Annotated in this window: 21 protein-coding genes and 1 tRNA gene; 8 read left to right on the top strand and 14 right to left on the bottom strand. The window is 63.0% G+C overall.

All coding sequences use genetic code 11. The annotated features are described in order from the left end of the window. Positions 1 to 15: 15 nt before the first annotated feature. The 5 genes from ggt to NP503_RS11060 all read right to left on the bottom strand — a co-directional run bounded on the left by ggt (position 16) and on the right by NP503_RS11060 (position 5,575). Positions 16 to 1,602, bottom strand: a complete 1,587-nt coding sequence (ggt, locus tag NP503_RS11080; protein ID WP_127268035.1) for a gamma-glutamyltransferase — start codon at positions 1,600 to 1,602, stop codon at positions 16 to 18. A gap of 47 nt (positions 1,603 to 1,649) precedes the next feature. Further along, positions 1,650 to 2,450, bottom strand: coding sequence for an ABC transporter permease (locus NP503_RS11075; protein ID WP_127268036.1), 801 nt, complete (start codon positions 2,448 to 2,450; stop codon positions 1,650 to 1,652). Then, positions 2,447 to 3,373, bottom strand: coding sequence for an ABC transporter permease (locus NP503_RS11070; RefSeq protein ID WP_127268037.1), 927 nt, complete (start codon positions 3,371 to 3,373; stop codon positions 2,447 to 2,449). Before NP503_RS11070 ends, NP503_RS11075 begins: the two co-directional genes overlap by 4 nt. Further along, positions 3,373 to 4,455, bottom strand: coding sequence for an ABC transporter ATP-binding protein (locus tag NP503_RS11065; protein WP_127268038.1), 1,083 nt, complete (start codon positions 4,453 to 4,455; stop codon positions 3,373 to 3,375). The genes NP503_RS11070 and NP503_RS11065 overlap by 1 nt, the downstream gene beginning before the upstream one ends. 79 nt (positions 4,456 to 4,534) lie before the next feature. After that, positions 4,535 to 5,575 carry an ABC transporter substrate-binding protein gene (locus tag NP503_RS11060; RefSeq protein ID WP_127268039.1) on the bottom strand — a complete coding sequence of 347 codons (1,041 nt, stop codon included), beginning with the start codon at positions 5,573 to 5,575 and terminating at the stop codon, positions 4,535 to 4,537. Between the two features lie 238 nt (positions 5,576 to 5,813). Here NP503_RS11060 and NP503_RS11055 point away from each other — a divergent pair, with 238 nt between their 5' ends. Then, positions 5,814 to 6,515 carry a GntR family transcriptional regulator gene (locus tag NP503_RS11055; RefSeq protein WP_127268040.1) on the top strand — a complete coding sequence of 234 codons (702 nt, stop codon included), beginning with the start codon at positions 5,814 to 5,816 and terminating at the stop codon, positions 6,513 to 6,515. Positions 6,516 to 6,586: 71 nt separating this feature from the next. Here NP503_RS11055 and NP503_RS11050 read toward each other — a convergent pair whose 3' ends face one another. The 4 genes from NP503_RS11050 to NP503_RS11035 all read right to left on the bottom strand — a co-directional run bounded on the left by NP503_RS11050 (position 6,587) and on the right by NP503_RS11035 (position 11,325). Beyond that, a complete protein-coding gene (locus NP503_RS11050; RefSeq protein WP_127271413.1) occupies positions 6,587 to 7,153 on the bottom strand; it encodes a cytochrome c in 567 nt (188 codons plus the stop codon). Beyond that, the gene (locus NP503_RS11045) at positions 7,150 to 8,658 is read right to left on the bottom strand and encodes a multicopper oxidase family protein (protein WP_127268799.1); all 1,509 of its coding nucleotides are present in this window, start codon (positions 8,656 to 8,658) and stop codon (positions 7,150 to 7,152) included. Before NP503_RS11045 ends, NP503_RS11050 begins: the two co-directional genes overlap by 4 nt. A gap of 196 nt (positions 8,659 to 8,854) precedes the next feature. Further along, positions 8,855 to 9,619 carry an SDR family NAD(P)-dependent oxidoreductase gene (locus NP503_RS11040; RefSeq protein ID WP_236383082.1) on the bottom strand — a complete coding sequence of 255 codons (765 nt, stop codon included), beginning with the start codon at positions 9,617 to 9,619 and terminating at the stop codon, positions 8,855 to 8,857. Positions 9,620 to 9,909: 290 nt separating this feature from the next. Further along, a complete protein-coding gene (locus NP503_RS11035) occupies positions 9,910 to 11,325 on the bottom strand; it encodes a LuxR C-terminal-related transcriptional regulator (protein WP_164748690.1) in 1,416 nt (471 codons plus the stop codon). Between the two features lie 262 nt (positions 11,326 to 11,587). On the opposite strand from NP503_RS11035, the gene NP503_RS11030 reads away from it, so the two are divergent. Continuing rightward, a complete protein-coding gene (locus NP503_RS11030) occupies positions 11,588 to 11,824 on the top strand; it encodes a hypothetical protein (protein ID WP_127268797.1) in 237 nt (78 codons plus the stop codon). 172 nt (positions 11,825 to 11,996) lie between these two features. Further along, entirely contained in the window at positions 11,997 to 12,737 is a 741-nt protein-coding gene (locus tag NP503_RS11025) for a hypothetical protein (protein WP_206517401.1), read from the top strand. A 444-nt stretch (positions 12,738 to 13,181) separates the two neighbouring features. Here the strand turns inward: NP503_RS11025 and NP503_RS11020 are convergent. Both NP503_RS11020 and NP503_RS11015 read right to left on the bottom strand, forming a co-directional pair. After that, positions 13,182 to 13,258 (bottom strand) — tRNA-Arg (locus tag NP503_RS11020). Positions 13,259 to 13,477: 219 nt separating this feature from the next. Beyond that, positions 13,478 to 14,980, bottom strand: coding sequence for a HAMP domain-containing sensor histidine kinase (locus NP503_RS11015; protein WP_127271414.1), 1,503 nt, complete (start codon positions 14,978 to 14,980; stop codon positions 13,478 to 13,480). Between the two features lie 278 nt (positions 14,981 to 15,258). On the opposite strand from NP503_RS11015, the gene rpmH reads away from it, so the two are divergent. The 5 genes from rpmH (at position 15,259) to NP503_RS10990 (ending at position 19,248) form a co-directional block, all read left to right on the top strand. Next, positions 15,259 to 15,393, top strand: coding sequence for a 50S ribosomal protein L34 (gene rpmH, locus NP503_RS11010; RefSeq protein ID WP_008833937.1), 135 nt, complete (start codon positions 15,259 to 15,261; stop codon positions 15,391 to 15,393). Between the two features lie 16 nt (positions 15,394 to 15,409). Beyond that, entirely contained in the window at positions 15,410 to 15,763 is a 354-nt protein-coding gene (gene rnpA / locus NP503_RS11005) for a ribonuclease P protein component (protein WP_127270243.1), read from the top strand. Positions 15,764 to 15,777: 14 nt separating this feature from the next. Further along, positions 15,778 to 17,577 (top strand): membrane protein insertase YidC, encoded by a 1,800-nt coding sequence (gene yidC, locus NP503_RS11000; RefSeq protein ID WP_127270245.1) that lies wholly within the window; start codon positions 15,778 to 15,780, stop codon positions 17,575 to 17,577. A 179-nt stretch (positions 17,578 to 17,756) separates the two neighbouring features. Then, complete coding sequence (locus tag NP503_RS10995) at positions 17,757 to 18,317, top strand: fasciclin domain-containing protein (protein WP_127271417.1); 561 nt, start codon at positions 17,757 to 17,759, stop codon at positions 18,315 to 18,317. A 373-nt stretch (positions 18,318 to 18,690) separates the two neighbouring features. After that, a complete protein-coding gene (locus NP503_RS10990; protein WP_127271419.1) occupies positions 18,691 to 19,248 on the top strand; it encodes a hypothetical protein in 558 nt (185 codons plus the stop codon). Between the two features lie 108 nt (positions 19,249 to 19,356). On the opposite strand, the gene NP503_RS10985 is transcribed toward NP503_RS10990, so the two are convergent. Genes NP503_RS10985 through NP503_RS10975 form a run of 3 tightly spaced genes read right to left on the bottom strand, consistent with a single transcriptional unit; the run spans position 19,357 to position 22,644 of the window. Further along, positions 19,357 to 20,898: a DHA2 family efflux MFS transporter permease subunit gene (locus NP503_RS10985; protein ID WP_127271421.1), complete on the bottom strand. Its 1,542-nt coding sequence runs from the start codon at positions 20,896 to 20,898 to the stop codon at positions 19,357 to 19,359. Further along, on the bottom strand, positions 20,895 to 22,187 hold the full coding sequence (locus tag NP503_RS10980; RefSeq protein ID WP_127267225.1) for an HlyD family secretion protein: 1,293 nt from the start codon (positions 22,185 to 22,187) through the stop codon (positions 20,895 to 20,897). The genes NP503_RS10985 and NP503_RS10980 overlap by 4 nt, the downstream gene beginning before the upstream one ends. Beyond that, complete coding sequence (locus tag NP503_RS10975) at positions 22,180 to 22,644, bottom strand: MarR family winged helix-turn-helix transcriptional regulator (RefSeq protein WP_127267224.1); 465 nt, start codon at positions 22,642 to 22,644, stop codon at positions 22,180 to 22,182. Before NP503_RS10975 ends, NP503_RS10980 begins: the two co-directional genes overlap by 8 nt. Between the last annotated feature and the right edge of the window lie 148 nt (positions 22,645 to 22,792).

Genomic DNA, 22,792 nt, shown 5'->3' with positions numbered 1-22,792 from the left:
GGACAACGGATCGCCTCAGTAGCCAAGCGCCAAACCATCCTTGCGCGGATCGGAAGCGCCGGTCAGCGTCCCCTTCTCCCAATCGATCAGCACCACCTGCCCGCCGCCAAGCGGATGATGCGGTTCGGCTATGCGGTGGCCGCGCCCGCGCAGGCCTTCGATTGCATCAGTGGGAACGCCACGCTCGGCCTCCACGGTGTCGTCATTGTAAAACACCCTCGGCGCATCCAGCGCCTGCTGCGGGTCCATGCCGAAGTCGATCATGTTGGTCAGCAGATGGACATGGCCGAACGGCTGATAGCCGCCGCCCATGACCCCGAACGGCATCACCACGCGGCCGTTCTTCGTCGCCATGCCCGGCATGATCGTGTGCATCGGCCGCTTGCCCGGTGCGATCGCGTTCGGATGCGCTGGATCGAGGCGAAAGCTGGAGCCGCGGTTCTGCAGCACGACACCGGACTTGGGGCCGACGACACCGCTGCCGAACGAATAATAGGTCGAGTTGATGAAGGAGACCGCGTTGCGATCGCGGTCGACGATGGAGATGTAGACCGTGTCGCTGCCGGGCAGGTCCACGCGCGGCAGATGCGTCATGGCGCGGTCGCGGTCGATCTCGGCGCGCAGCCGGTCGGCATAGGCGCCGGACAGCAGCTCTCTGACCGGCACCGGGACATGGTCCTGATCACCGACATAACGGTCGCGGTCGCGATAGGCCAGGCGCCCGGCCTCGATCTCCAGATGCAGGCGCTCGGCGCCATTGGGATCCAGCCCGCCAAGCTCGAAGCCCGACAGCAAATTGAGCATCAAAAGCGCCGTCAGCCCCTGATTGTTCGGCGGCATCTGGTGGATGTCATGGCCGCCATAGGAGGTGCTGACCGGCGCCACATAGTCGCCTCTGGTCGCAGCGAAATCCTCGGCCGTATGAAGTCCGCCCAATGCATTGAGCCGACTCACCATATCGTCGGCGACAGCGCCTTCGTAGAAACCGGACCGGCCATGTTTGGCGATGATGCGCAAGGTCTCCGCCAGTTCCGGCTGCCGGTGGACGTCGCCAGCCCTCGGCGCCTTGCCGCCGGGCAGGAAGATGCGCGTGGCGTGCTCGTCGGCCGACAGATCGGTTTCCGGTTCGGCCCAGTCGAAGGCGACGCGGTCGTGCACGACATAGCCGTTCTCGGCATAGTGGATGGCCGGCGCCAGCGCCTCGGCAAGGCCCTTGCGGCCATGGTCTTCGAGCAGGCGGCTCCAGGCATCGACGGCACCCGGCACGGTGACCGCATGCGGCCCCTGCAACGGGATGCGGTCGAAGCCTTTTTCGCGGTACCAGTCGACTGTCGCCCTGGCAGGCGCGCGGCCGGACCCGTTGAAGGCCAGCACATTGCCTTGTCCCCCGGGAGAATAGAGCACGAAGCAGTCGCCGCCGATGCCTGTCGATTGCGGCTCGACCACGCCCTGCACGGCGGCGGCGCAGACCGCGGCATCCATGGCATTGCCGCCGGAGCGCAGCATGTCGATGGCCGCAAGGGTTGCAAGCGGATGCGAGGTCGCGGCAACCGCCTCGGTGGCACGAACCGGCGAGCGGCCGGGAAACTGGAAATCACGCATTCTGTCTGGATATCCCATGGTCACTTCTGCGAATTCGTCTGGTGAAATCAATGCCGCCGGCCGAAAATCTGCGCAACCGACAACAGCACGACCGAGAGCACGATCAGGCAGGTCGAGATGGCGGCGATCGTCGGGTCGATCTGATCGCGTAGCGCATTGAACATGCGGCGCGTCAATGTCGTGGTCTCGCCGCCCGATATGAACAGCGAAACCACCACTTCGTCGAAGGAGGTGATGAAGGCAAACAGCGCGCCCGAGACGATCGAGAAGCGGATCTGTGGCATCGTCACCTGCCAGAAGGCGGCGACGCGGCCGGCGCCGAGGCTGCGCGCCACCCGCTCCTGGTTCATGTCGTAGGAGCGCAGCCCGGAAAGCACGGTCAGCACCACCAGCGGCAGCGCCTGCACCGTGTGCGCGATGACCAGGCCGGTCAGCGTGTTGTTGAGCCCGATGCGCGCATAGAGGAAGAAGGTGCCGATGCCGATCAGAATCACCGGGACGATCAGCGACGCCGTCAGCAGCGCGTTGATGGTGCCATTGAAGCGCAGCGTGCCCCGGTTGATGGCATAGGCGGCCGCGGTCCCGAGCGGTGTCGCCACCAGCACCGTCATGACAGCCACCTTGGCCGAGACGATCGTCGCGTCGCGCCATTCCAGCGACCCGAAATAGGTCTGGTACCAGCGCAGCGACCATTGCTGCGGCGGGAATTGCAGCAGCGTCGAGTCCGAAAACGACATGATGACGATGATGATCGACGGCGCGATCAGGAACAGAAGCACGAGGCCGCCGAGGCAATAGAGCCACAGCCGTTGCCGGTGCGAGATAGGCAGGCCAAAATCCTCGCTCATCGCGAACTCCACACACCTGTGGCGCGCGCGCCGAGCAGCCACTGGAACAGGCCGAGAAGCGCCAGCGTGACCACCAGCAGCACCACGCCGAGTGCTGCACCCGCGCCCCAGTTGGAATAGAGGCTGGTGGTCTGTTCCATGCGCATCGCCCACATGATGACCTTGCCGCCGCCCATCAGCGCAGGCGTGACGAAGAAGCCCAGGCAGAGCACGAAGACGATGACCACGCCCGAGGCGAGGCCGGGCAGCGACAGCGGAAAGAAGATCTGCCGGAAGGTGGCGGCCGGGCCGGCGCCGAGGTTCATGCCGGCGCGCAGGCAGTCGGTGTCGATTGTCTTCATCGAGGCGTAAAGCGGCAGCACCAGGAACGGCAGCAGGATATGCGTCATGCCGATGACGACGCCCGAAAAATTGTTGGCGAGCGATAGCGGCTGGCTGATGACACCGAGGTCGATCAGCCAGCTGTTGATCAGGCCCTTGCGCTGCAGGATCACCAGCCAGGCATAGGTGCGCACCAGGACCGATGTCCAGAACGGCAGGATGACGAAGATCAGGCAGATCGACGCCGCCCGGCGCGGCAGTTGCGACAGCATGTAGGCCAGGGGATAGCCAAGCAGCACGCAGGCGCCGGTGACGATGAAGGCGACCTTGAAGGTGGTGACAAAGGTCTTGATGTAGGAGGCCTGCTCGAAGAATCGCGCATAATTGGCGGCGCTGAAGCCGCCCGCTTCGTCGAACAACGACAGCCAGAACAGCCAGCCGATGGGCACGATGATGATGGCGAAGACCAGCAACAGGCTCGGCGACAGCAGCGCCAGCAGCCGTAGTGATTCACGCCGGGCGTCGGCGCGAAGTGCCTGCGTGTTGAGCTCCCGGCCTGCTGGGCTGCCGGTCTCCTGCATGAGGGCGGTCTGCGCGCTCATCAGTCTGCCGCCACCAGGATCGTGTCGTGCGCATCGAGACCGAAGCTGACCGGCTGGCCGGGAGCCGGCATTTTCGCCAGCACATCGCTGCGGCAATAGTCGCGCAAAGTCAGCTGCCGGCCGTCGCGCAGCACGGCATAGCAGACGAAGCTGTCGCCCTGATAGATGATGTCACTGAGCGTCGCGTTGAGCACGTTGACGCCGCTTGTCGGTTCGGCGGTTGCCAAGAGCCGCAGCTTTTCCGGCCGCACCACCATCAGGTACTGGCCTGCCGCCGGCGTCGCCGCCGCCGTATGGATTCTTCGGTCCTCGTACCAGACGGAGCCGTTGCGGCACTCGACCGGAATGAAATTCGATTCGCCGATGAAGCCTGCTACAAATTGCGTTTGCGGCCTGGCGTAGAGGCTTTCGGGCTTGTCGAGCTGTTCGATGCGTCCGCCGTTCATGACAGCAATGCGGTCCGACATGGTGATGGCTTCGCGCTGGTCGTGCGTGACATAGACGGTGGTCATGCCGAGCCGCCGATGCAGGGCGCGTAGCTCGATCTGCATGTGCTCGCGCAGGCCCTTGTCGAGCGCCGACAAGGGTTCGTCCATAAGCACGATGCGCGGCTCGAAGACGATGGCGCGCGCCAGCGCCACGCGCTGGCGTTGGCCGCCGGAGAGCTGGTCGACCCGGCGCTCGCCCAGTCCCTGCAATTTCACCAGATCGAGTGCCTTCTCGACACGCTCGGCCGTCTCGGCGGCGGCGACGCCGCGTTGCTTCAGCGGAAAGGCGATGTTGTGAAAGACGTTCATATGCGGAAACAGCGCGTAGTTCTGGAACACCATGCCGATGTTGCGCTTGTGCGGCGGCGTGGTGATGATCTCGTCGCCGCCGACCCTGATCGAGCCGGCATTGGCCCGCACGAAACCGGCCAGGATCATCAGCAGCGTCGTCTTGCCGGAACCGGAAGGCCCCAGCAGCGTCAGGAATTCACCAGCCTCGACATCGAGGTTGAGGTCGCGCAGCACAGGCACGCTGCCAAATCGTTTCTCGATCCCGCGCATGCCGATCGGCAACGCGGATGGCGCAATGGACAAGATTTTTCTCTCCCAGGGGCTGAGGCGGCGAAAGCAGGGCGAGGCGTCGCCCTGCCGTGGTTTGGATTGCGGCCGCAGCCTATTGCTGGATCAGATTGTTGAACTTTTCCGTCGCCTCGACCAGGTTGTCGCGCCAGAATTCTGCATCCTGCAACACCTGCTTCTTGACGTTTTCGGGCGCCGAATTGATGTCCTTGATCCTGTCCTGCGGGATCTTGCCAGTCTCGAAAGCCTTCTCGTTGACCGGGCCATTGTCGACATAGAGCGGCAGATTGGCCTGCAATTGCGGGCTGACGAACATCGCCAGCGCCTTCATGGCCGCCTCCTTGTTCTTGGCGCCCTTCGGGATGACCATGCAGTCGGCGGTCAGCACGCCCTGATCGAAGGAAAAGCTGATCGGCGCGCCTTCCTTTTTCAAGGTGCCGGCGCGGCCGTTCCAGATGCTCGCCATGTCGACTTCGCCGTCCTTAACCAGCTGCATGGCCTGGGCGCCGGAGGTCCACCAGGCGTCGACATTGCCGCGGATCTTGTCGACGGACTTCAACGCGCCGTCGATATCGACCGGATAGACCTTGTCGATCGGAATGCCCTCGGCCAGTGCGGCAACGCTCAGCGTTTCCGTCGCCTGGCTGCCGCTCAGCGCGCGCCGTCCCGGAAACTTTTCCACGTTCCAGAAATCGGCCCAGGTCTTCGGGCCTTTGTCGCCGAATACGTCGGTCCGGTAGATCAGCACGACCGAGGTGTAGGAAATGCCGACCCAGTCGTCGTGGACAAGCTTCGGGTTGATGCCGCTCTTGTCGATGATGCCGTAGTCGAGCTTTTCGAACAGCCCTTCCTTCGAGCCGCGCGCACATTCGTCGGCGCCAAGTTCGGTGATGTCCCACTTCACCGCATTGCCGGTCACCTGCAGCCGGACGTCGTCGAGGCCGTTGGTGGTGTCTTCCTTGATGGTGATGCCGAGCGCGTCGGCGGTCGGCTTGAAAAACGCCTTGGTCTGCGCCTCCTGGTAGGTGCCGCCCCATGAGGCGACGGTGATGGTGTCGCCCGCCATGGCGGGGGCTGCGAACGAAGCCATGAGGCCCGCCATCGCAACGATGCTAACGTTTCTGGTTCTGTTCATTTTTCGGCTCTCCAACCGGTGTTCCCATTGTTTTTGATTTGGCATGCTATTTTGTATACAATTTTGAGTGTAGCCTAGCGATCGATGTTGTCAACACCGCCGGCGCGCTCGAAATGTACGCTTCGTGCCGGACCAGGTTGGTGAGGGACGGCTTCACCGGAGGCGTGGCAAATTGCGCCGACTGCGGCTACAGCTATGCGTGTTCCGGCTGAAAGGCCGGAGAAGTGGGAAGGGAAGCTTGGCCAAGGAAACCAAAAATACGCTGCGCGACTCGGTCTACTCCGCGCTGAAGGCGATGATCGTGACCGGCCAGATCCCGCCGGGCTCCCGCGTCACCGAAAACGACATCGCGGCGAAGCTGACGGTCAGCCGAACCCCGGTGCGCGAGGCTTTCAATCGCCTCGAGCGTGACGGGCTGGTCACCGGCCGGCCGCGCCAGGGCTATGTCGTCACCGAGTTCGACATCAACATGTTCCGCGAGGCCTTCGAGATCCGCGAACTGCTCGACGGCCATGCGACGGAACTTGCGGCAACGGCCGCGACGGAACAGGACAAGGCGCGGCTGCGCGCCATGTTGGCCGAATGCGAACGGCTGGCAGCCATTCCGGAACGCACGAACCGGGAAAAATTCCAGGAACTGGAAGTCGGCATCGACCTGCACCGCGTCATCGCCGAAATCAGCGGCAACGTCATGCTGCACAACATGCTGTGCGGCATCCTCGACAAGTGCCAGCACTACGTCTGGACCGAACTCCTGTGGCTGGACGAATGGAAGATCGCCCGCGACGAGCACGCCGAGATCGTCGATGCCATCTGCGCCGGCGACGCTGCCCGAGCCGGCACGCTGGCACGCGCCCATGTGCGCGGCTCGCGAGACAATGTGCTGCGCCTGCTGCAGGCCAAGTCGGATTATCGGAATTTTCTGGCGAAGGCGTCTTGATACAGGTGGCCTTCCTGGCATTCCGCATCGCTGCACAAGAGGGCAACAAATGGCGGTGTGATCGCCGGTTCTCACTTCACCTTTTGCCGAAACTTGGAATGGCAGCTTGAGCAATCCTGGAGGATAAGGTGCAGAAGATGCTCCGCCGGCAATCCGGCCGGATCCGCCTCCGTTGTCTTCAGCCGCTTGCCGAGCAGACTGCCCCCGTCCATTGACGTCATCGCGCCCATGCGCATGTCCCCGGTGATCCGGGCAGGCGCGGTTTCGGCCTTGGCTGCCAATGCATCGGCGAGTTCGCCAATGTGACTGGCGAGCGCCTCGAACTCCGGCCGCGCCTGATCGATTTCCGCTTTGGCGCCCGACGGCGCGCCCAGCGTTCCCGCCGGGAATTCAGCCATCAGGGCGGGTCCGGTACGGGCGCTGAGCGCCTCCGCCGCCGCCTTGAAGCTGGCGGCGTCGTAGGCGCGCTTGCCGCCGAACATCTCGGCGATGGTTTTCGCTGCCGCCGCCATAGCCTTCATCGAGGCCTGGCGTGCGGCCACGATCTCATCACTGGAGGCGACCGCCTGCGGCGAGGAGAGGCTCAGCGAACCGGCCAGCGCCAGCACCACCGCTCCGAACGCGATGCCGAACTTCATGCCATGACATCGAGCACGCCCATCATGCCGAGCTGCTCGTGCTCGAGGATGTGGCAGTGATACATGCGCTGCCCCGGCCTATCCTGGCGCAGCAGGAGCCGCACCGTCTCGCCGCGGGCGACGTTCACCGTGTCCTTCCATGCGAGATAGGGCGGCTTGGACACCGCGCCGTCGCGCTCATGCTCGACGACCTGGAATTGAGTACCGTGGACGTGAAAGGGATGGTCCATGTCGGCCTCGTTGACTATCTCCCAGAGCTCGATCTCGCCGGCCCTGGCGACGAAGTCGACGCGTCCCATATCGAAGGCCTTGCCGTTGATCAGGAAACCCATCTCCATGCCGGTGGGTTTCATCGCCATGGTCTCCGTTAAAACGAGCCGCCGGCTGAGGACAGGGTCGGCGAACGGTGCGATCGGCCGCAGCCGCGCCGGCAGCTGCGGCACCGCCTCGGCTTCGTTCTCCGAGACATCGACCGTCAGCAGCGTCAGCCCCGCATCGGCCGGGCGGCCGGGACCCATCCAGCCACGGTCGTAGCCGAGCGTATCGAGGGTGATGGGGCCGGGCCTGTCGAAGGATGCGACCAACTCGAGGCGTTCGCCCGGGCTGAGCAGGATCTCGTCCGCCGCCACCGGCGCCGCGAGCAGCCCGCCATCCGTCCCGATGACTGTTATCGTCGCGCCGTCGAAGGCAAGCTTCAGGAACCGTGCGTTGGTGGCGTTGTAGAGGCGCAGGCGTCGCTTGGCGCCCTTTGCCACCGAGAGCCTGGGATTCTTCTGGCCGTTGACCAGCACGTGGTCGCCAACGCGGCCGTTCATCAGATCGCTCATGCTGTTGCTCGGTATCGAGCCATCGGCGGCAAGTCTGAGGTCGGTGAACACCAGCACCGTGTCGCCATATTCGGCCGGGATGGGATCGGCCTTGGCCTTGACGACGAAGGCGCCGGCAAGACCCCGATAGACCTGCTCTGCCGTCTTGCCGTGCGGGTGCGGGTGGTACCAATAGGAGCCTGCGGAGCCTTCCGGCAGCTCGAAGGCATAAACGCGCTCGGTGCCCGCCGCAACCGGATCCATCGGACTGCCGTCCTGGTCGGCGGGCACCGGCATGCCGTGCCAGTGGATGGTGCTCACCTCGTTATCGATGCGGTTGGCAAATGTGATCTCGACGCGGTCGCCTTCGAAGGCCTCGATCAGCGGCCCCGGGCTGATGCCATTATAGGCGAGGATCGGTGTGTCGCGCCCCTCGGCGAACCTCGCAATGGCCGGTGCCGCCGTCAGCCTCGCCCTGAGCAGGCCCGGCCGGTCGGCTTCGTTGGCAAGCACCTGCAGGGCGCGCAACGCCTGGCCTTCGGGCAGGGTGACCGCGTCTTGCACCATCGCGGCCATGTCGTGCCCGGCATGGCCGCCCATGCCGGGCATCGACATATCGTCCATCTTCGTCTGCGCCAGCGCACGCGGGCTCGCCAGAACCGTCGCCAGGCTTGCCGTCAGAAATCCGCGTCGATGCATTTCTCCGCTCCTTGCTCTCGATGAAAGGCCCGCCGGAAGACCTCGCGTGACCCTAAGGGTTCCAGCAGCTGGAAGGTCAAGTGAGATCGAGCAGTCGACGGTGACGATAGAAGCTGCGCTGGCGCACGATGTAGTGAGAGCCCGGACCCGCTGTCCGATCATGAACACCGGTCGTTCCGGCGAAGCCGCAGAGTTCTCAGCCCTTGCGCTCCTGAAGGCTGTTGCCGCCGTCGACCACCAGCAGCGCGCCATTGACATAGCTGGCGCCTTCCGAGGCCAGGAATGCCACCGCGGCGGCCACTTCATCCGGCCGCCCGGCCCGCGCCGGCGGCGTATGCAGGGCGGCTTGCCGCTCCATTTCGCTCGACGAGCCCGTTTCGATCCAGCCGGGAGCGACGGCGTTGACCGTGATGCCGTTTTTCGCCACTTCGAGCGCCAGTGTGCGCGTCAGGCCGGCCATGCCGGCCTTGGCGGCCGAATAGGCTGCCGTGCCTTCGAAAGACACCAGCGGGCCGGTGACCGACGCCACATTGACGATGCGCCCGTAGCCCGCTTCGACCATCGCCGGCAGAAAGGCCTTCGTGACGAGGAATGCCGTCTTCAGGCTGACGTCGATCCCCTGGTCCCAGTCGGCCTCGGTCATGGCGAGAAACGTCTTGTCGACCGATGGCGATGCCAGCGAGCCCATGCCGGCATTGTTGACCAGTATATCGACCGCCCCGACATCGGCCCGCAGCCGCGCGACATCGGCAGCGATGGTGAGATCGGCGACCACGGCCTTGGCATCGATGCCTTCTGCACGGAGCCCAACGGCGCGATCAAGCACACGCGCACTGGCACCGGTGAGAAAAACGGCATGGCCAGCATAGCCGAGCTGCCGGGCAATGGCAAAGCCGATGCCGTCGGCCGCGCCGGCCCCGGTGATCAAAGCGCGTTTGATGCGGGTATGGGGAATGGTCAAATCGGGCTCCGCTGGTTCCGCCTGTCGCGGTCTTACCACGCAGATTGGACGACGGCGCTGCGAAGATTTGCTCTGCAGCATTCTGCGCCGCTTTGCCGAGCTTCGTCCTGGTGACCCGCGTAGGCGCCGCCCGAATGCTTAGTCCATTGCGTGGCCGGTGTTGACCAGCCATCCTGCCACCGCCGTGCAGTCGCAGGCCGTCACTCGTTCCCGCCGTTCGGGTTGGAGCCCGCCATGACGCAAGTTGACACGCAACCGGACCTTATGCGCCCAATGTCATCCTCGATAGGTCACTTCCATGGCAGTCCTGCTGCGCTGAGGCGTGACCACAGGTTATTTCTAAACTCCGGACCGCGCGCTTGCTGCAATCGATCGACATACTCGCCGGTCAACCTGGGCGACTCGCGCGAGACGAACGACACGTCCTTCCGCGCAGACTCGAGATCGCCCATCCCCATGTATGATGCAGCCCGCAGGAGCCGTGCCCAGTGGTATTCAGGCAGGACCATCAGAAATCGATCAAACGAGGCAGTCGCGGCGTTATAGTTCTCCCCGGCGTATTCGGCATCGCCCCTGAACAGAAAGATCGGATGATAATTCGGACTGAGAAGGTTGGCCCGCGCGAAAGCTGCCTGTGCACCTTCGAGATCTCCGGCGTAAGTTAGCCCAATTCCCAGCCAGGTACGGCACTCTGCATCGTTCGGATTGAGTGCGATGGCCCGCCACAGGCAGCCAAGGCCCGTCTGCAAGTTTCCGAGATAAGTCTCGGCCAATCCGAGAGCACTGTGCAGAGATGCTTCCCGGTCATGGCCACAAAGTCCGGCCCGAGCCTCATCACCAGCCCGGCGAAAGGCCTCGATGGGTTCAATGGACCATCCGTTGAAGCAGGAGTGGAAATCGACCCAGGCAAGAGTCTCCCTTATCAATGCATGCTCTGGCTCGGCGGCGAGGAGCCTTTCACAGAGACGCCGCGCTACGACCATGCCTTTCGCCGTCGGCCGTTCGACGTGGTAAAACGCCTTCAGATAGAGCTTGTGGTGCTGAATTGCTTCCTCGAGGGCGGGCGGGCCTGCCGCGTGCTTCATCAACACCTGGAAGAGGTTTCCGCTGATCACGCCTGTCAATTCGTCATGCGATGACGTCTGGGCGAGATCATATCTTGCGCTCCAGACCTCGACTTCCTCCTCGGCGTCCACGAGATGCGCGAAGGCGTGCATGGCTTTGTCTTGGCTATGGACCGCGACCTCCAGGACATAGTTGGCTCCCGTGGTCCTGCCGATTTCCTTGACAGTGAGATGCCGCTTCGCGAGCGCGAACATTGTGGCCGCTGCGACGATTCCGATCTGGGAGAAGCGTCCGAGCTCTGCGGTCAACGCGCGCGTCAATGCATCCGCATCGGTCCTTGTTTTGCCGAACTGACCCTTGACCGGCATCACCGCCAGCCGCGGTTTTTCGCTTTGATGGGGTGACAGCCCGCCTGGCCTGGCGCCGGAAGCGCCGGCAAAGTACGCCGCGAGCCCGATCTTGGTCCGCACCCCAAGTTTTCCGTAGATGGTCGCAAGGTGAGTGCGAACAGTGGCCGGAGCAATGAAAAGCGCCTTGCCGATCTCCCGATAGGTCAGGCCGGCGGCAAATTTTTCCGCGACCTCGCGCTCACGACCCGACAATGCGACAAGCGTTTGAGCTTTCGAAGCGCCGAGCACCATTGTGGACCCCCGTCCTTGGAAACCCCTCCGTAGCCGAAGAATGCTACAGAAGAATGCTACAAATGCACTAGGCCGAATACCGCATCTGCCCGATTCCGCCGCAGGCTCGCACGGCGCAAGCTTCCCCGACGGCAACAAACAATCGGCTAAGGGGGGTTCCATGCGTCCTGTATCCATAGTGCTGGCATGCACGGCCTTGGGCTATTCCGCCCAACCGTCACCTTCTTTCGCAAGCGGGTGCCGACAGTTGCTGGAATCAAACGTGAAAATCGCCAGCGTGCATGCCTATGCCAGCATCTTGGCCAATGCTGCCCGCAACGGCTGGAACTACACGCCTGAATCGATCGTCAGCGGCTCGAAGCGTCACTTCGAGGAGATGAGTCTCCAGTTGATCGCAGCCGGTTATGAGATTGTCCCCGCCAACGCTCACCCGCACTGCGCCAATCTGAACAGGGCGGAAAACGACGAGAGCACGATGACGACCGAGCCGAACACCTAAGGAAGCCCGATCGACCGCGGTCTGATCTAAGCTGGTCTCACCGCGCGCCACATACACCAGCTTTTGTCGAAACATCGAAATGTCGAAGGTGCGGGCCAACTGTCTGCTGCTCGGATCGAGATGATCCAGCACGTCTTCTGCGTGCGCTGCCTGATCGCGGGGTTCGTTATCAATGATCATGCATGACCTTCCCGATGCCGCCGGAGAGCCGGGCGACACTTCAGGCCTGTCGCGTTTCGCCGCGGCAATCCGTTCACGCATGGTAGGTCCCGGAGGATATTACAATCTCGGCAATGGGCTCGGGCTGGCGACGGGCGTCATGGTCCAGATCGTTGCCGTGCCGCCGGGTTCCGCCGTGAGTGGCCATGCCGCGCTCCTCGATTATTTCGTTGGCAGCATCGCTGCCCTGTCGCTCACCCTGGCCACGCTGGTCTTCTTCTGGAGCGGCGAGATCTACTGCCGCGCATGGGCCAGGAAGCCGTCCCCAGACGTGTCCCTAAACCGCCTTGGCGACATGACGTCGGGGGTCGGGGCGATCGGACTCGGCATCGCCCTGTTCCTGTTCGGCGAACCTGTGCTTGCGGCGACCTCGGGCTTGCTGCATGCGCTCGGCAAGTTCGGCAGCGCCTTCGAGGACGGCAAGCCGTTGCCCGGCTGGCCAGCCAGCTGGCCCAATCCGTTCCGGAGTGCCGTTCTGGCCAGCCGTCTGCCGCCGCTGGTCTCGGCCGCGGTGGGGAGCGGCGGTGCCCTGCAACTGGTATGGTCGGGCGCTTCCTGGACGCTCGTCGCAGCGCCGCTGACATTGCTTGTCTGCTATCTGCTTTGGGCCAAGGCAGACCTGTTGCTGCTGCTCCAGGAGGTGCGAGCCGGGAGCGCGCCGGCATCGTCCGCCGGCAACCGAGATCGAACGTGACGGCCCATGTCGAAGACAGAGGCCCCTGCTTGCAGGCGCCTTTGGGGGTTTGGCAACGTCGCGCAGAAGACCGTGCTGGATCATCTGCAGCATCAGAAGACTCTTCCGGAGTTGAAGCGCACCAAATTCGAGGTGCGGGCGAGGGCCGGAGCGAGAGCGCGCCTCATCCCGCCGATCAGCATGTATGAGAACGCGAGGAATCGGCGGCAGTTGAAAACGGCCTTTTTTCGGACAGTCATTCCCTAGGTTTTGCGTTGGGAGCCGACAACACCAACACCGGTGCCTCATGCGTGTACCCAGCGACCGCGATGACCGCCAGCCCGATCCGTGCGAATCTGATCGAATCGTCTGTTGACCAACAGGCGGGCCACCATTCGTCAGGAATTCATGCCGATGCGGTTGATTGGCGAGGCCTGAAAGGCAAGCAATTTCAGCTGGATGGAATGGCGCGCCCGAAGAGATTCGAACTCCTGACCCCCAGATTCGTAGTCTGGTGCTCTATCCAGCTGAGCTACGGGCGCGCAACAGGCCATGCTTTCCATGACCCCGCAATCCGATCGTAAACGACCGGTCGCGACGAGACGTGTTCCCTAGCGACTGAATTTCGGAAAAGCAAGCCGATCCGGCAAAAGTTTTGTCACAAGTGCCTTGGCCGGCGATGAAGGCTGGGATTCCGGCGCCTGGCAACGGTCCGAAGTCGAGCCGGTTCCTGCTCATTGGAGACCCAGCGCTCAAAACCGTCAGGCGGGGCGGCGCAGGCTGTTGCGGGCCTGGTCGAGCCGGACCGGCTGGTCGGGGATGGTGACGGCGAATGTGGTGCGCCCGCCAATGCTCTCGACCAGTTCCACCGTGCCGCCATGCGCGCGGATCAGTTCGTGCGCGATCGCCAGGCCAAGGCCGGTGCCGCCGCTGCGCGCCGAGCCGCGAAAGGCCGCGAACAGGTTTTCCCGCGCCTTGGGCGGCAGGCCGGGTCCGGTGTCGCTGACGGCAATGCGGCTGACGCTGCCCAGGCGCACGGCCGAAACCGCCAGGCGGCGCACCAGGGCGTTTTCGCTGTCGGCCGCCATCGCCTGCACGGAATTCCGGCACAGATTGGTGAGCACCCTGAACAGCTGGTCGGAATCGGCATCGACCTCGAAGGCCGGCTCGACCGAATTGACGAACTCGATGCCTTGCTCGATGTCGAGCAGGCCTTGCACGTCCTCGACCAGCTGCCGCAGCCGGAGCCGGCGGCGCGCGGGCGGCGGCTCCTGCGTGCGGCCGTAGTGAAGCACGCCTTCGGAATAGGACACGGCACGGTCGAGTGCGCGCAGCAGTTTCGGCGCGAAGGCCTGCACGGTCGGATCCTTGACCTGGCGCAGGCGGTCCGACATCAGCTGCGCCGAGGCCAGGATGTTGCGCATGTCATGGTTGATCTTGGAGACGGCAAGGCCGAGGTCGGCAAGATGCTTCTGCTCGGAGAGCATTTTTTGCAGCCGCTCCTGCATTTGCGACAGCTCGCGCTCGGCAACGCCGATCTCGTCGGCGCGGGCAGCCGGATGGATGATCCGTCCGGGATCGTCGGGCGCCTCGGAGAAGGACAGCATCGAGCGCGTCATCGTCCGGATCGGCCCGATCATGATCAGGTCGATGGCGGCGTAGACCAGCATGGCGGTGAACAGCGAGATCAGCAGCGAGACGAAGGCGACGTTGCGCGAATAGCGCAGCATCGCATTGCGCAGGCTGTTGTCGGGCATGATCAGCTCGAACTCCTTGTCCGAGTCACCGACCGGACCGAAGACGCGCAGCATCCGGTCGCCGCCGAAAAACAACGTGTCGAGCGCGCCGGTCATGCCCTTGATCATGCCGATCGAGGCGATATCGATGTGCGCGTCGACCTTCGGCGGCATTTCGGCCACCACCAGCAGCCGCGAGACGCCGCCGTCGCGCACCGCGATCGCCTTGGCGCCGATCGCCATCAGCACGTCGTTCTGGGCCGTGCGCGACAGCGAGGCGGGCTCACCCTGCACCAGCACGATCGACACCGCAGCCGCCGTGCTCAGCCGTTCCTTAAGCCAGTTCAGCCGGTAGCTGGCGATCCAGGGCAGGAAGATCAGCACTTCGGCCAGAAGCACGAAGACGATGGTCAGCAGCAGCAGCTTGGTCGACAGGCCGCGCGACAGCGGCACCGTGCGCACGGCCGCTGGCGCCTCGGTGGACGCCACCGTGCCGATCCCTTCCTGTGCCTGTATGGTTTCGCTCATGCGGCTAATGTCTTCACGATCACTTGATCAACGCAGATTAGGCGATTACGGCTTTTTTGCCAATTTCATCCTTGGTCGCAAACATAAACCGGTCTGAACGGAGCCGGATTGCGCCCTACGACTCCGGATTGACTTCCAAAAGCCTTCTTTCTATAAGCCCGCACACGCTCGGGCCATTCGTCCCGGCGCGGTTTCGATCGCGCCAAAGCCGGCCCGGCAAAGCTCCTGTTACACAGTGACAGAATCAAGAAGGGCCGCACCCCGCGGTATTAAAACAAATGAAGCGTACCTACCAACCGTCTAAACTCGTCCGCAAACGTCGGCACGGCTTCCGTGCCCGCATGGCCACCAAGGGTGGTCGCGGCGTCGTCGCAGCTCGCCGCAACCGCGGCCGCAAGCGGCTCAGCGCCTGAACGGAAGACGAGATCGTTGCCCGCAACCGGCAAGCCAGTGGGACCAAATCCCAAGCGGCTTCTGAAGCGCGCGGAATTCCTGGCTGTCCGTCGTGGTGAAAAACGACGCGGGCGGCTTTTTCTCGTTGAAGTTCTCGACCGCGGCGACGGCCTGTCGCCGCGCGTCGGCTACACCGTCACCAAGAAGGTCGGCAATGCGGTTGTCCGCAACCGTGTCCGGCGGCGGCTGCGAGAAGCCATCCGTACGCATGCTGCAAGTGACATGGCGCCTGGCAATGATTATGTCATCGTCGGGCGCGAAGACGTGCTTACCACTCCGTTCGGCCAGTTGAAGGCCGAACTCTCCCGCCGACTGCGCGGAACACGATAGGCCAAGGGCTTTCGATGGAAAACAACCGGAACTTCTTCATCACCATCGCGCTGTCGGTGCTGATCCTTGCGGTATGGCAATATTTTTACGTGTTGCCGCGCAGCGAAGCCCAGCGCGAGGCGGCCCGCGTCGAACAGCAGCGCATCGAGGAGCAGAAGAAGGCCGCCGGTACCGACACCGGAACGCCCGCCGCACCTGGCGCCATTCCGAATGCACCGGGTACCGACGCCGTGACGCCGGCCGGCCGCGAACAGGCGCTCGCCACGACGACCCGCGCGAAGATCGACACGCCGAGCCTCGAGGGTTCGATCAACCTGACCGGCGCCCGCCTCGACGACCTCAAGCTCAAGCACTACACCGAGACGGTCGACAAGAACTCGCCCGAGATCAGCCTGCTCAACCCGGCGGCACTGCCCAATGGCTATTATGCCGAGATCGGCTTTGTCGGCAACGACAAGACCGGTGCGGTGCCCGGTCCGGAGACTGTGTGGACCGTCGACGGCAATGCGACGCTGACGCCGACGACCCCGGTCACGCTGACCTATTCGAACGACAAGGGCTTGACCTTCAAGCGCACCTTCTCCGTCGACACCGATTACATGTTCACGGTGTCCGACACGGTGCAGAATGCGGGCACGGCCGCCGTCTCGCTGTCCAATTACGGCCGCGTCACCCGCTTCGACAAGCCGCTCGTTGCCAGCACCTATGTGCTGCATGAGGGCCTGATCGGCTTCACCGGCACCGAAGGCCTGCAGGAGCACAAATACGCGTCCATCGAATCGGACAAGCAGTTCACGCCGGGCAAGTCGACTGACGGCTGGTTGGGCATTACCGACAAATACTGGGCGGTGACGCTGGTGCCGACCGAAAAGCAGCCGTTCCAGCCGCGCTACGCCTTTTTCGAGGACGGCCGCCACCGCTATCAGTCCGACTTCCTGACCGACCCGATAACGGTTGCCGCGGGTCAATCGGCGACGGTGGAGAGCGAGATCTTCGCCGGCGCCAAGGAGGTCGGCAAGATCAACGCCTATGCAGAGGACCGTCAAATCAAGCGGTTCGATCTTTTGATCGACTGGGGCTGGTTCCACTTCATCACCAAGCCGATGTTCTGGCTGATCGACACGCTCTACAAATTCTTCGGCAATTTCGGTCTGGCCATCCTCGCCACCACCGTCATCGTCAAGGCCATCTTCTACCCGCTCGCCAACAAGTCCTACGCGTCGATGGCGAACATGAAGAAGGTGCAGCCGAAAATGCTCGAGATCCGCGAGAAATACGCGGACGACAAGATGAAGCAGCAGCAGGCGATGATGGAGCTCTACAAGACCGAGAAGATCAATCCGATCGCCGGCTGCTGGCCGGTGGCGCTGCAGATCCCGGTGTTCTTCGCGCTCTACAAGGTGCTCTACATCACCATCGAGATGCGTCATGCGCCGTTCTTCGGCTGGATCCAGGATCTGGCCGCGCCCGATCCGACATCGCTGTTCAACCTGTTCGGCCTCATTCCGATCACGCTGCCGCATATGCTGATGATCGGCGTATGGCCGCTGATCATGGGCGTCACCATGTTCCTGCAGATGCGCATGAACCCGACGCCGCCGGACCCGACGCAGGCGGCGATCTTCACCTGGATGCCTGTCATCTTTACCTTCATGATGGCGGGTTTCCCGGCCGGCCTGGTCATCTACTGGGCCTGGAACAACACGCTGTCGATCCTGCAGCAAGGCATCATCATGAAGCGCCAGGGCGCCAAGATCGAGCTGTGGGACAATCTGGTCGCGCTGTTCCGAAAGAAACCATCACCGGCCGAATAGAAGGCGCAGCGCTTTCTCCATCCTTCAAAGCCCCGCCTCGCGCGGGGCTTTTTCGTTCAAGCCGCTTTCGGCATCACGTTCCTGTGATCGGCGAAACTTGCGCCCCGCCGGCGGCGTGACTGCCTGTGCGTTTCCAAAGGCTATCAATTCCGATCAGCCCTCACCCGGAGGAAGACCATATGCGCTTGCCGTCATTCAGGACCATCGCCCTTTCCGCGTTCGTCGCCGGCGTGGCGATTGCCGCGCCCGCCTATGCCAAAAACCCGAATGTCGGCGGCGCGCCGATGTACACCACCAAGAACATCGTCGAGAACGCCGTCAATTCGAAGGACCACACGACGCTGGTCGCCGCGGTCAAGGCCGCCGGCCTGGTCGACACGCTGCAGGGTGCTGGCCCGTTCACAGTCTTCGCCCCGACCAACGCGGCGTTTGCGAAACTGCCCAAGGGCACCGTCGACACGCTGCTGAAGCCGGAGAACAAGGGCAAGCTCACCAAGGTGCTGACCGCGCATGTCGTGGCAGGCAAGATTTCGGGCGCCGAAATGATGAAGAAGGCCAAAGCGATGGGCGGCAAGTACGAGATGAAAACCGTCTCCGGTGACACGCTGACCGCTGAAGTCAAGAAGGGCAAGCTCTACATCATGGATGAGTCAGGCGGCGAGGCGCGAGTGACGATCGCCGACGTCAACCAGTCGAACGGCGTCATCCATGTCGTCAACAAGGTGCTGTTGCCGAAGTAACGGCTTTCGGCAAAGGGGATCAAGGCAGGTCCGTTGGGGCTTTCTCGGGCCTGCCATCCCCACCTCATGACGAGGTGCCATGTTTCTTGGGAAGTCGTATCGGCATCGGCCGGGGTCCTGTCCCTCACAGGACCCGGTTTCTTTTGGTTCATGGACCGAAGACCGTAGAGGACAAATACCTGAACGGAGCGCTTGCAGGGGTAGCCGAGATGCCGGTTAGCCGTAAGCTGGCACGGACCGCCGCGCACCGGAATGTGGCGTCGCGATGCGACTGCCAACGCGGTTGAGGGGTAGAGAGACAACGCTCACCTAGCGCCCGCAGATGTGACATACTGACTGCATATCGATTTCGTAGCCTTGTTAGGAACACGACGTGGATTGGTTTACCCAACGCAAGCCTTTCCCAAATGCCGCAAAGTCAGCTTTCGGAGTTGGAGCGCTTGGCGATATAGCTGCTGAGGAATTGACTCCCATCGTCGACGACACTTACCGAACAACCTCGAGGCATCTCACATCTGATGGGATCAGCATCTACATTCCCTATCGGTTGCATTTTCTGCCGACCGTAGCTGTCGATTTCGCTAGCTTTTCGCCGGGGTCGCAGTGCTTGCTGACACGTTCGACAGACGGTTATCTGAGGCAAAAATCAGCCAAAATTATCCTTCCGCTGAACGAGCCTTGGACGATTCCATTCATCGTTCTTCTCTTAGGCGAGTACGTCGTCGAAATTCTCGACGATATCCATTTGGCGATGCCGTATTTCGATCAGACAGCTTACGCCAGTTTCGTCCGGCAGAACCGGCAGGTAATGCGTGCAATACGCGCTAAGGCGACAAGCTATTGGAATGCCTACTACCGCCAAAGTTATCCCGGCAGGAAATCGTATCCGGCGATTGCCGTCCTCAATCAGCTGGATACTTGGGCAACCTAGCATCACGTGCAACGGGACAGCCGACGACGTCGCCATACGTTGTATTTCCATTTTGTCGACGGTGACGCATTCGAAACTTGCTTCAACAAAAGGCCCTCGACCAAAACATCACTCCATCACGGCGCTGTGGTCGACCTTGGCTGGCGTCGCCGGCTTGCGCAGCAAGAGAACCAGCGGAATGGCGGCAAGCGACAGGATCATCATCAGCTTGAAGTCGTTCATATAGCTTATGATCGTCGCCTGCAGCGTCACCACGCCGTCGAGCGCGGCGCGGCCCGCGGCGCTGTAGGGATCCATCGCCTGGAAGATGGCCGGATTGCTGAAAGCCTGGTTGTAGGGCGTCACATAGGTGGCGATGTTGGCGTGGTTGATCTGCACGTTCTCCGTCAACAGCGCGGTGACGACGGATATGCCGACGCTGGAGCCGATGTTCCGCGACAGATTGTAAAGGCCTGTGCCTTCCGCGCGCCGCTCCGGCGCCAGCGTGGCGAAGGTGATGGTGGTCAGCGGCACGAACAGGAAACCCAGGCCAGCGCCCTGGATGAAGCCGGTGCTGATGATCGTCCATTGCGACACATCAGGGGTCCAGCCGGTCATGTCGTACATCGCCCAGGCGGTGACCAGCAGGCCGGTCAACAGCAGCCAGCGCGTGTCCACCTTGCCGATCAGCCTGCCGACCAGGAACATGCAAGCCATGGTGCCGAGACCGCGCGGCCCCATGACGATGCCGGCCGTCACCACCGGATAGCCCATCAGCGTCTGCAGATAGGGCGTCATCAGGGCCAGCGAGGCCAGATAGGTGATGCCGATGATGAAGATGAAGATCATGCCGACGGCGAAATTCCTGTCGAGGAACAGCCGCGGGTTCACGAAGGTGTTTTTGGCGGTGAAAGTGTGGACGAGGAAGATGTAGAAGGCCGACGCGCAGATCAGCGCCTCGACGATGATCTCGGACGACGAGAACCAGTTGAGCTGCTCGCCGCGATCGAGGAACATCTGCAGCGATGCGATGGTGACGCTGAGCATGCCGAAGCCCAGCCAGTCCAGCCTGGCCTTAAGGTCCGTCTTGGTTTCCTGGACGAACATCGAGACGCCGGCGAAGGCCAGGGCCCCGATCGGGACGTTGATGTAGAACACCCAGCGCCAGCTGACATTCTCGGTCAGCCAGCCGCCGATGACCGGCCCGAGCACCGGCCCGACCATCACCGAAACGCCGAACAGCGCCATCGCCGAGCCGCGCTCCTCGACGCTGTAGATGTCGAGCAGGATGCTCTGCGCCAGCGGCACCAGGGCTGCGCCGAACAGGCCTTGCAGCAGGCGGAAGCCGACGATCTGCGGCAGCGACTGCGCGAAGCCGCACAGCACCGACGCGACGACGAAGCCGGTGATGGAGATCAAAAGGATGCGCTTGCGGCCGAAACGATTGGCAAGATAGCCCGAAGGCGGCGTCATGACGGCCGCCGCGACGATGTAGGACGTCAGCACCCAGTTAATCTGGTCGGCGCTCGCCGAAACGCTACCCTGGATATAGGGCAGCGCCACATTGGCGATGGTCGTGTCCAGTGCCTGCATGATCACGGCCAGGATCACGCAGGCGGTGATGGCGCCGCGATTGGCGACCACGCCACCTGTCGCGGACGCGCCGGTCATGACTTTTGTCCGAACCGGCCGAGGAGGTCCGTCACGAAGTCCGGCAGGCCGCGCGCGTGGCCGGTATCGATGCCGACCACGACGCTCATCCCGCCACGCAACGGCGGCTTGCCTTGGAGATCGTCCAACGTCACGCGCATCGGAATGCGTTGCACGACCTTGACCCAGTTGCCGGTGGTGTTCTGCGCCGGAAGCAAGGAGAAGCTCGACGATGACGCCGGGCTGATCGAGGCGACCGTGCCGTGCCAGACGGCACCCGGGTAGCTGTCGACGCTGATCGTCGCCGTCTGTCCCGGCCGCACATAAGTCAGTTCGGTTTCCTTCGGCTCCGCCGCGATCCACAGATCGGTCGCCGAAATCAGGCTGAAGGCCGGCTGCGAAGCCGGCAGGTACTTGCCGACCTGAAGCGCGTCGACATTGGTGACTATGCCGTCGAACGGCGCCTTGACGATGGAATCGGCAAGATTGCGCTGGGCGTCGTCCACCGCCGACTGCGCCTGGAGGTAGAACGGATTCTTCTCCACCGGCTGGCTGGCGTCGCCGCCAAGCTGGGCAAGCGTCGCCTGTGCCTGCGCCTGGGCAACGGACACTTTCTGGCGGGCGGCGACGAGGTCGTGCTGGGCGCTGTCGAAGGTCGCCTTGGAGGAGGTGGAGGTCTTGAGCAGATCCTGCTGGCGCTGGAAAGCGGCCTCGTAATAGGGGATGTCGGCCTGCGCCTGCTCGATCAGCGCCTGCGACTGCTGGTAGCTCGCCTGCAAGGTCAGCACCTGGTTGCGCACAGTGCCGAGCTGCGCCTGGGCGGCGGCAAGAGCGGTTTCGAAAGAGGCCGGCCGCAGCCGGAAAAGCACCTGGTCCTTCTTCACCGCCTCGTTCTCGTGCACGTCGATCTCGGACACAGTGCCGGAGACATCGGTGGAAACGCCGAGCGACTGCGCCTGGATGTAGGCGTTGTCGGTCGTCATGACCTGGCCGCCGATGACGTAGTAATAGCCGCCGACGACCAGCGCGACCGGAAGCAGGGCAAACAGGATCGGCCGTGCCCGGCCGCGCTTGGGCTTGACCGGCGCCGGAGGCGCCACCGCAACCGTGGCCTGCCGTGGCTCCTTGGACGGCGCCTCGAGCGCCGCCGGCTCCAGGGCGACCGGTGCTTCGAGCTCGTCATTGCCGATGAGGGTGCCGGCTCGCCTTTGTTCGCGTTCGCTGTCCAGTCGGATGATCTGGTCGCGCGCCCGGCCGGCGGAGGATCCGTCTTCTTCGGCAGGCTTCTTTGGTGAGGTTGATTCAGCCATGTGTTTTCTCCCGGTCGGCGGCAGGCTGGGTGCAAGCCGCGAGCAGATTGGATTTGATGAGGGATAGGGTTTGCAGCAGATGCAGCTGGGCATCCGCGGAAAGACCGACAAAGGCCTCGTCCCGCGTCTTCTGCCCATTGGTGCGCATGGTTTCGATGAGCGGATAAGCTTGCGGCTTCAGGTAGAGCAGCCATGCCCGGCGGTCAGCGGGATTGGGCCGGCGCTCGATGAAGCCGCGTGCCTCCATCTTATCGAGCAGCCGGGCGAGCGTGATCGGCGTGATCTCGATAAGATCGGCCAGTTTGTTCTGGTGGATGCCCTCATGCAGGCAGAGATAGGCGAGCACCTGCCACTGGGCGCGGGTCAGCCCCGATGCCCGCGACCTCTGCTCGAACCGCTTTCGAAGCAGGCGCGCGACATCGTGCAGCACGAAGCTGATGTTGGGTGACGATGGCATGGAAGGTACTGAGGTTCTAAGGCGCAACTTTTAGTGAGCATGCTTATTATCATCATGCACATAATCCCGCTGGACGCGGTGCGCAAGACGGACTAAGCCCGCCTGGAAAAAATGACGCATGTGCTGCGACACCATAAAAAGGCTCAGG

This window comes from Mesorhizobium sp. SEMIA396 (genome assembly GCF_024518615.1).
Lineage (GTDB): Bacteria > Pseudomonadota > Alphaproteobacteria > Rhizobiales > Rhizobiaceae > Mesorhizobium.
Note: the sequence above shows the minus strand (reverse complement) of the source record. Positions and strands in the feature narration are given on the sequence as shown.